This window comes from Streptomyces sp. NPDC004609, assembly GCF_042873655.1.
Taxonomy (GTDB): Bacteria; Actinomycetota; Actinomycetes; order Streptomycetales; family Streptomycetaceae; genus Streptomyces.
Genome location: NZ_JBIALS010000050.1, coordinates 38,954 through 46,219, shown reverse-complemented (window position 1 = coordinate 46,219; position 7,266 = coordinate 38,954). Strand labels below are relative to the sequence as shown.

The following is a 7,266-nucleotide window of genomic DNA, read 5'->3' as shown; positions in this document are numbered from 1 at the left end:
ACTCCGGCGGGTAGTTCTTCATGACCACGAGATGTCCGTTCTCAGATCCTCAGGATCCAGTTTCTCGTGTGTTCAGGATTCGGGGTCAAGGCCCGTGCTTCTCGTACCCGGCCAGGACCTGCAGCCATGAATCTTTGTCCTGGGCGTTGAACGGGATCGGGTCGAGCCAGGTGGTGGGCAGCAAAGAATGTGCCTGGTCCTTCTGCTGCGCGTCTTGCTGGCCAGGGCTGTGGGTGGCACGGCGTGTGAGGTGCCTCTGTATGGCGACTTCGTGCCGATCGGCGATCGCGCGGGCTTCATAGAGGATGTCGCTGGCGCCGGTGCCACAGAAGATCGTGGTGATCCCGAGCCGGTTGCGCAGGTAGTCGAAGTAGTGCAGGACCGGGGCGAGCTGGTGGGGCTGGACGCGCTGGATGTCGTCGACGAGCAGCAGCCGGGTGAGGGCGTTCTCCAGGACGTAGTTGACCGGCACTGACAGGTCGGGATAGCTGCGCCAGCGCAGGAGGTCGTTCTCGTTGAGCGGCTCTGGGTTGAGGCCGAGGAAGCAGGCGATCTCCCACACCCAGTTGACCTTGCTATCGGTGTCGGCCGGCGCCAGGATGTGGACGACCGGGATGTGCGCTCCCAGCTCGCCTCCGGTGCGGTCCTCGATGTCGCGCTGGACCGTGCGGCCGATAGCCCGCAGCAGCAGGGACTTGCCAGTGCCGCTCATTCCGTCGATCACTCGGTCCAGGATCCCCTCCCGCCGGTCACTGTTCACCATCACGGCCCTGAACGACGCCAGCAAGACCTCGTCGTACCCCTGGTGGGACACCAACTTCAGGTGGGCGTGGTAGGCCAGGCGGGGGTCGCTGAGGCGTTCATCCTCCGTCGGTAGCGGGGGGTGGTCGGCCAGGTCGGGCTGGGCGATGTCTTCGCGCGTGAAGCTGTTCCACCCCTGGCGGCGGTAGATCCATTCCGGGCGCATCGGCGCCAGCTGCGCTCGCTGCAAAGCCCGTTCCTCCTGCTGTTTCTGGAGTGCCGTGGTCGCCTTCACATCTCTCCTTCAACGGTTTCGGTGCTTCCTGGCAGGCCCAGGTCGAATGCGGGGTGGTCCGGGGCCTCATTGAGGTCGTCGTCAGGCGCGGTGTCCGCGAACAGGGCAGCCAGCCCGTCCCTGTCAGACGGCGTGGAGACGGCGCCAGCCGGCGCGGCGGTCGGCCGCGCCGGGATCGGCAGGGATTCGTACGGAGTGATCGAGTCCAGGTCGATCTCACCAATGCCGGCGTACGGGTTGGCCACAGGCTCGTCGACGTCCAGCTCGGGGCCCTGGAACGGGATCCACGGCCCGGTTCGGGTGTGGCGCGGGGGAGCGGTGCGGGTGCGGCGGCGCCGTTCCTTCACGGCGAGGGCGATTGCGGCCTGGTGTTCCTTGCGGCCGCCGTCGGCCAGGACCACGGCGGTGGCCTCGTCCCAGTGGTCCACGGTCCAGTGGACGTCGGTGAGCAGCCGCCGGTGGATGAAGTCCGCCTTGATCCACCGTCCAGGGCCGCGGTGGTCGTACAGCCAGGCGACATCAGGCCGGTAGGGGTTGAAGCGTGCTTCCCACCGCCCGCCCTTGCCCGGGCCGGCCAGCCCGGAGTGCAGACCTGCCATGAGCCGCAGCTCACCGGCCTCGTTCTGGTAGGTGCGGTTTTCGATGTCGAAGCCCTTGTCGCTGACCGTCACCCAGGCCGGCAGCAGCAGCTGACGGTTGTCAGCCGGAGACAGAGGCCTGGGCCGGTACCCGGCGCCGGGGACCAGCGCCGCGTACATCTCGTTCGGGGACAGCGTCAGGCCCGGCAGCTCCGGGTGCTTCAGCCCGTCGTGGGGCAGTTGCTGGTAGTCCAGGGCTACCCACTCGTGCGCCATGTGCTGAACCTCGTTGATGGTCCACAGCGGCTGGCGTTCGATGCCCCGCCCGCGTACAGCGTGGCTGCGGCCGGTCCAGCCGGCGACGTGCTGGCTGAACGAGTCGGCGAACGAGGAGAAGAACCGCTCGACGATCGGCTTGTCGTCGGGCTCCTCCTTGCGGGCGTAGAGGAGGGTGATGCCGAGGAAGTTGCAGACGTCCTCGAAGTGCTGGCTCAGATACGGACTGCCCTGGTCGACGATGATCGTCCTCGGGTGGATCACCGGGCGGGCCGCGGCGGCCTCGGCGAAGCGGGGGTCCGCCTCACGCAGCTTGGTGAAGGGCAGCGCTGAGGCACTGGCTGCGGTCAGCGGATCCCAGCCGGGCAGAGTCGGCATGGGAGCGTAGGCCTGGGCGAGCAGGAGGACCAGGTCGAAGGCCCGTGTCGCCCGGCCGCCGATCCGCTGACCGGGCCTACCCTCGCCCGTGACGAAGGGCACGATCATCAGCGCGACGACGCTGCGGGTCGCGACATCAATCAGGATCGTCATCTCCGCCGACACGACGTCTGCGTCGTCACCCAGCATCTTGATCCGCAGCGGGCTGGTGTCGATCTGCATGAGCTGCCCGGGCCGCAACGCGTACGACGGGGTGTAGGGCTTCTTGGGCTTGCTCGCCTGCGAGGCCCGCTGCCGGGTCGTGCCGAGCAGGATGGCCGACAGGCCGAGCTCGTGCATCCGCTTGTAGAACGTCGACCGTGGCAGCCGCAGCCGCTTCGCCTCCTGTGGATCCTCAAGCTCTTTCGCGTACCGGGTCTCGACGCGCTCCTCGACCAGATCGAATGCCCGCCCGATCCGGCCTCCCGACTGGCGCGCCAGGACCGCAGTCACCTCCTGCATGATCTCGAGCAGACGCGGGTCGGTTCTCCCTCCCGGAGAGGGCGCACGGCCTTTGCGTCCATCGACGATGAGAACCAGCGGGTTCTCATCCGCCTGCTTCCACCGGCGCCGCTTGTCGTCCAGAGTGCGCCAGCTGATGCTGATGTCCAGCTCGTCGAGCTCGGCCGCCTTGTGCTTCAGCCGCTGCTCCATCGTGGTGGACGCCGGGTCATAACCCGCCCGCGGAACACGCCGACCGGGCCGGATCCCGGTCTCGACCTCCTTCATGTGCCGGTGCCACATCAACGCCCGCTTGCGGTCCTCCTTGCCGACGACCAACAGCAGCCTTCCTAAGGGAGGCAGCTTGGTCCGATCGACGGCATCTCCCGCCTCGTCCAGGACGGCGAAATCAGCCGACCCGGCCACCTCCCCGTACAAGGCCTCCACCAAAGCAGCAGGCTCCGGCAGCGGCTGCAGAGTGACGTGAAGGCCGGCGAAGGCGATCACGCGGAACTTCCGCCGCTGCCAGCGCACCCGGTCCCCGAGACGAACCCGGTCGCTCTCGAACCAGCCCCACAGCTTCCGCTGAGTCATACCGGCCCCTCCGCCGTCCACACCAGCGGACCTTGAGGCAACGGCTGGTCCCAGTCGAACAGCAGCCGCCGCTGCCACATCAGCCCATACACAAGATCAACAGCAATCAGTTCCGGGACCCCGCACGCACCTGCGCCCTCGAACAGAGGATGCTTGTGCCGAAAGGCATCAAGGACGGTCTGCTCCTGCTCAGGGTCCACCCGGTCCGCGAAGCGGTAGTCCGCGAGCCACATCAGGTTCTCCAGCCGCGTGCCCCGCAGGACGGACCGCACCTGAACCTGCCAATCCGCGGCCCGTGCGACCTCGTCGAGCGCCGCCAGACGCTCCTGCCACTGCGGCCCGATGCCACGCGGCGGCTGCACGACTACGGCACACCTGGAACCGTCCCGCATCCTCGCAACGAAGTCCGGCCGCCACCGGTACTTGGCGCGCCCTGACTGCCAGTGCAGCTCTACCGGCTCCCCGCTGAAGCGGACCACCTCGGGGTCGAAGTCCAGCTCCACTGCCACCCGCAGTCGACGCAAAGACCCGCACACCACTTTCGACCGCGACGACGACGGCCACGCCGTGATCTTCCCCTGCCGCCCGTGATAAGCCACCGGATCCGTGGGCGGCTGCCTCTCCTCGAGTGCCACACCCGCCAGGTGTTGCCCGGCGTTGAAAATGCCGATGCGGGCGGCGTTCACGATGCCGACGAACTCTGACGGCGACGCCCCGCCGGTTGGTGTTCCGGCGGGGCCGTCGTCGGTGAGGTGTCGTTTTCTTCGGCAAGGTGCCGGTGGATCAGCCTCAGCAGTCGAACACCGACCAGCAGATGTCGTTGCGCAATCGCTGGTCGTCAAGTACGAGCTCGCGAATCCCCTCCGGGAGCTGGTCGCGCTGCCACTGGCACTCGAGTCGTCCCGCGGCCTCACTCTTGTCTTTTGGTGCGGCAGCGCGTGCGGCCTTGATCGCATAGGCAGCCGCTCCGAGCTCGTGCGCGGCGACGTGTGCGACGACTGCGGCCTGGCCGGCGGCGTAGGCGGCATGCCGTGCTGCGCCACGCAGGTCTCGAGCGGCGCCCATGGCATGGCCGCCCGCCGCGCGGGCCTGCATCATCTTGACCTCGCCACGGACCCAGGCGCGGGCATGCTCGATCGCCTGGCGCGGCCGTGGGTCCTCAGGCTGAGCCGACTCGAAGAGGTCGAGGACGTGCTCCGCGCAAGCTGCCGCCCAGAGGGCGAGGAGATGATGATCCGAATCAGTGAGGGTCCCACCGCGGCGGATCGTTATGAAGCGAGGGTCTCTGACCTTCGGGAGGATCATGGTTGGCCTTCCTTCCTGCTGGCATCCGCGCCACATCCGAGCATGCGCACCCGCGACCGTGCGCACCCGGAGCGAAGCCTGCAAAACCGGTGGCCAGTCCGCAAACTCGGCTGCCGATTCCCGGCCGGACGAGATGAGTTCTCAGTCGCCGACCACCTCGCTCACGGCAGCGCGGGCGGCGGCCTCGTCGACGAGGTTCTTGCCGGTGGCGAAGGCGGCGACCAGGGCCTGCAGGGACAGGTTGTTGACCGCCCGCGGGTAGCCGCGCGAGGTCGTGTGGATCAGCGTGAGGGCGTCCTCGGTGAACAGCTGGTCTGGACGTCCAGCGATCTTCAGGTGGTGGGCGACGTAGCTGGTGGTCTCGGTGGAAGTCATGCCCGGCATCGTGTAGCGCAGGGCGGTGCGCTGTTCCAGGGCGGCCAGGACGGCGAGTTTCATGGTGCGTCTGAGGGTGGGCTGGCCCACCAGCAGGCAGGACAGCGGGGAGTCCTGGTCCATGCCCTGGTTGGTGAGCATGCGGATGGATTCCAGCTGTTCGTAGGACATCAGGTGGGCCTCGTCGATGACGAGAACGGGGGTGCGTCCGCGTTCCTCGCGCTCGGCCAGCAGGACCTTGCCGGTCTGGACGGTCAGCCGCGAGCCCAGGTGGGAGGGGGTCTGGCCGAAGGTGTTCACGATCACTTCGTGGATGCCGCGGACCCCGATCATCGGGTTGGGGATGTAGACGACGCTGTATTTCGACGGGTCGAGGGTGTCCAGGCAGGTGCGGACGGAGACGGTCTTGCCGGCGCCGACCTCGCCGGTGACCACGCCGATGGAGCGTTCGGCGATGCACCAGGAGATCCGGGCGACGGCCTGGTTGTGGGAGTCGTGCCGGTGCAGCATGCCCGGCGCGAGGTTGCGGCCGAACGGCATGCGCTCGAACCCGTAGTGGGCCTGCAGTTTCTCAATCACGTCTGTTCTCCGGTCAGTTCGCAGGTGAGGACTTCAGGTGTTCGGTGGCCAGCTCCAGAGCGGCGGTGATCCAGTCGGCGGCGGTGTCGAAGCCGACGTGGGCGGCCAGTGCCTCGTCCACGTCGTCGCCGCAGGCTTCGAAGAAGCCGTGCAGCTCTTTCAGGAACACCGCCCAGTCGCCTGTGGCCAGGGGCTTTGCCATCGGCTCAGCCCTCGGCGGCGGTGTCAGTCAGATCGACGGCCTCGGTAGGCGGATCGGCCAGCGCCGCATAGTTGATCTTCTGTCCGAGGTGGTTGGAGTGCGCGTTGTCGACCAGGTGGAGGTAGTCGATGCCGGTGGTCACCTTCGGCTCCTCGGCGGGGACTTCGGGCCGGGCCTTGGGATGGGAGTGCCGTTCGATCTGGAACGGCGTCGCGGTGCCCGCGTCCTGGCCGTCCAGGCGGACTCGCAGGAAGGTCAGGTCGAAGGGGTCGAAGACCAGCTCGACCTTGTGGCCGACCAGTTCGGGTTCGACCTGGTAGCGGTTGCCGTGCAGCGAGACGGTGGCGGTCTTGGCGACGCGGCGGTGCTCGGACCAGCGGAATGCTTCGGCGAGATCCGCGGGCTGCGGGATGGGGAAGGGGGCGCCGGCCATCCACCGCTGCAGCGGTTCCTGCTTCGTCTCGGAGTGCACCCGGCGGTGGTAGATGTTCTCGACCCAGGCGGTGAACAGGCGGTTCATCTCCGCGAGGTCCTTGATCTCGCGGCCGACCTCGCCCTTGTCGGATGCGATCTCGACGGTGAATTCCCCGTTCACCGTTCTGAAGAACCGTTCGATTTTGCCTCTGCCTTCCGGGCGCCCCGGGGCGGAGTGCACCAGCTTGATGCCGAGTTTCGCGCACGCCCGAAGCAGCCACGAATCGACGAAGGCGCTCCCGTTGTCGACGTAGATGTACTGAGGGACGCCCCGCGCGGACAGCGCCGGACGCAGGGCGGCGGCCAGGCGGACGGTGTCCTCCATGAAGCCCCAGCGGTGCCCGACCACCGCCCGGCTGTGGTCGTCCAGGAAGGCGAACAAGTACGTCTTGCGGCCGTCGATCCGTGGCCCGTGCAGTGCGTCCCCGACCCAGAGTTCGTTGGGCCGGTCGGCCTCGAACCGTCCGAATGCACCCGCGGGCTTGTCCGCCTTCAGCGCGACCAGGCCCGTCTTGTGGAACATCCGCTGCAGCGTCCGCTCGTCCGGAGCCCACCCCAACTGGGCCCGCAGAATCCTTCTGACCTGGGCGGCCGTGCGGTCGGGGTTCTCCTTCTTGAGCGCCATGGCCAGTTCGACCACCTCGGGCGGGGTGCGGGGCTGGGACTGGCGCGGGGAAGGCACGAGTGCGTCGAATCCGCCCTGGCGCCACTCGAGTATCCAGCGGTCCAGCGTCCAGCGGCTGATCCTCACCGGCCGGCCGTCGGCGTCGATGTGCTCCTGCTGGGCCAGCTTGCGGACCAGAGCACCTCGTTGGCGCCTGGTCAGGCTCGGGTCCGCGGCCTCGCGGATCAGCATGTAGCGGAACAGGCCGATGCGTCTGGCCCGCTCGGTGCGGGTGCCCTCGTCGTCGTTGTTCTTCGTCACGTCCAGCTTCCTGACGTCTCGTCACGGGCATGGGCCCGCCGAGACTGTCAGGAACAACCCAGTG

7 protein-coding genes are annotated in these 7,266 nt (G+C 67.8%); all 7 read right to left on the bottom strand.

The window, feature by feature from the left end; all coding sequences use genetic code 11:
• Positions 1 to 85: 85 nt before the first annotated feature.
• A complete protein-coding gene (locus ACFYT4_RS32890; protein ID WP_389277467.1) occupies positions 86 to 991 on the bottom strand; it encodes an ATP-binding protein in 906 nt (301 codons plus the stop codon).
• 41 nt (positions 992 to 1,032) lie between these two features.
• Positions 1,033 to 3,342: a transposase gene (locus tag ACFYT4_RS32885; RefSeq protein WP_389277464.1), complete on the bottom strand. Its 2,310-nt coding sequence runs from the start codon at positions 3,340 to 3,342 to the stop codon at positions 1,033 to 1,035.
• On the bottom strand, positions 3,339 to 4,028 hold the full coding sequence (locus ACFYT4_RS32880; RefSeq protein WP_389277461.1) for a TnsA-like heteromeric transposase endonuclease subunit: 690 nt from the start codon (positions 4,026 to 4,028) through the stop codon (positions 3,339 to 3,341). The genes ACFYT4_RS32885 and ACFYT4_RS32880 overlap by 4 nt, the downstream gene beginning before the upstream one ends.
• Positions 4,029 to 4,131: 103 nt before the next feature.
• Positions 4,132 to 4,647: a putative immunity protein gene (locus ACFYT4_RS32875; RefSeq protein ID WP_389277458.1), complete on the bottom strand. Its 516-nt coding sequence runs from the start codon at positions 4,645 to 4,647 to the stop codon at positions 4,132 to 4,134.
• Positions 4,648 to 4,788: 141 nt separating this feature from the next.
• Positions 4,789 to 5,601 (bottom strand): ExeA family protein, encoded by an 813-nt coding sequence (locus ACFYT4_RS32870; RefSeq protein WP_389277455.1) that lies wholly within the window; start codon positions 5,599 to 5,601, stop codon positions 4,789 to 4,791.
• Positions 5,602 to 5,614: 13 nt separating this feature from the next.
• Entirely contained in the window at positions 5,615 to 5,803 is a 189-nt protein-coding gene (locus ACFYT4_RS32865; RefSeq protein ID WP_389277452.1) for a hypothetical protein, read from the bottom strand.
• A 4-nt stretch (positions 5,804 to 5,807) separates the two neighbouring features.
• Positions 5,808 to 7,202 carry a DDE-type integrase/transposase/recombinase gene (locus tag ACFYT4_RS32860; protein ID WP_389277449.1) on the bottom strand — a complete coding sequence of 465 codons (1,395 nt, stop codon included), beginning with the start codon at positions 7,200 to 7,202 and terminating at the stop codon, positions 5,808 to 5,810.
• Positions 7,203 to 7,266 lie beyond the last annotated feature (64 nt).

Bases quoted from the DNA above. Each gene is read 5' to 3' on its own strand.
- ACFYT4_RS32865 (WP_389277452.1), bottom strand. From the start codon at position 5,803: ATGGCAAAGCCCCTGGCCACAGGCGACTGGGCGGTGTTCCTGAAAGAG.
- ACFYT4_RS32875 (WP_389277458.1), bottom strand. From the start codon at position 4,647: ATGATCCTCCCGAAGGTCAGAGACCCTCGCTTCATAACGATCCGCCGC.
- ACFYT4_RS32885 (WP_389277464.1), bottom strand. From the start codon at position 3,342: ATGACTCAGCGGAAGCTGTGGGGCTGGTTCGAGAGCGACCGGGTTCGT.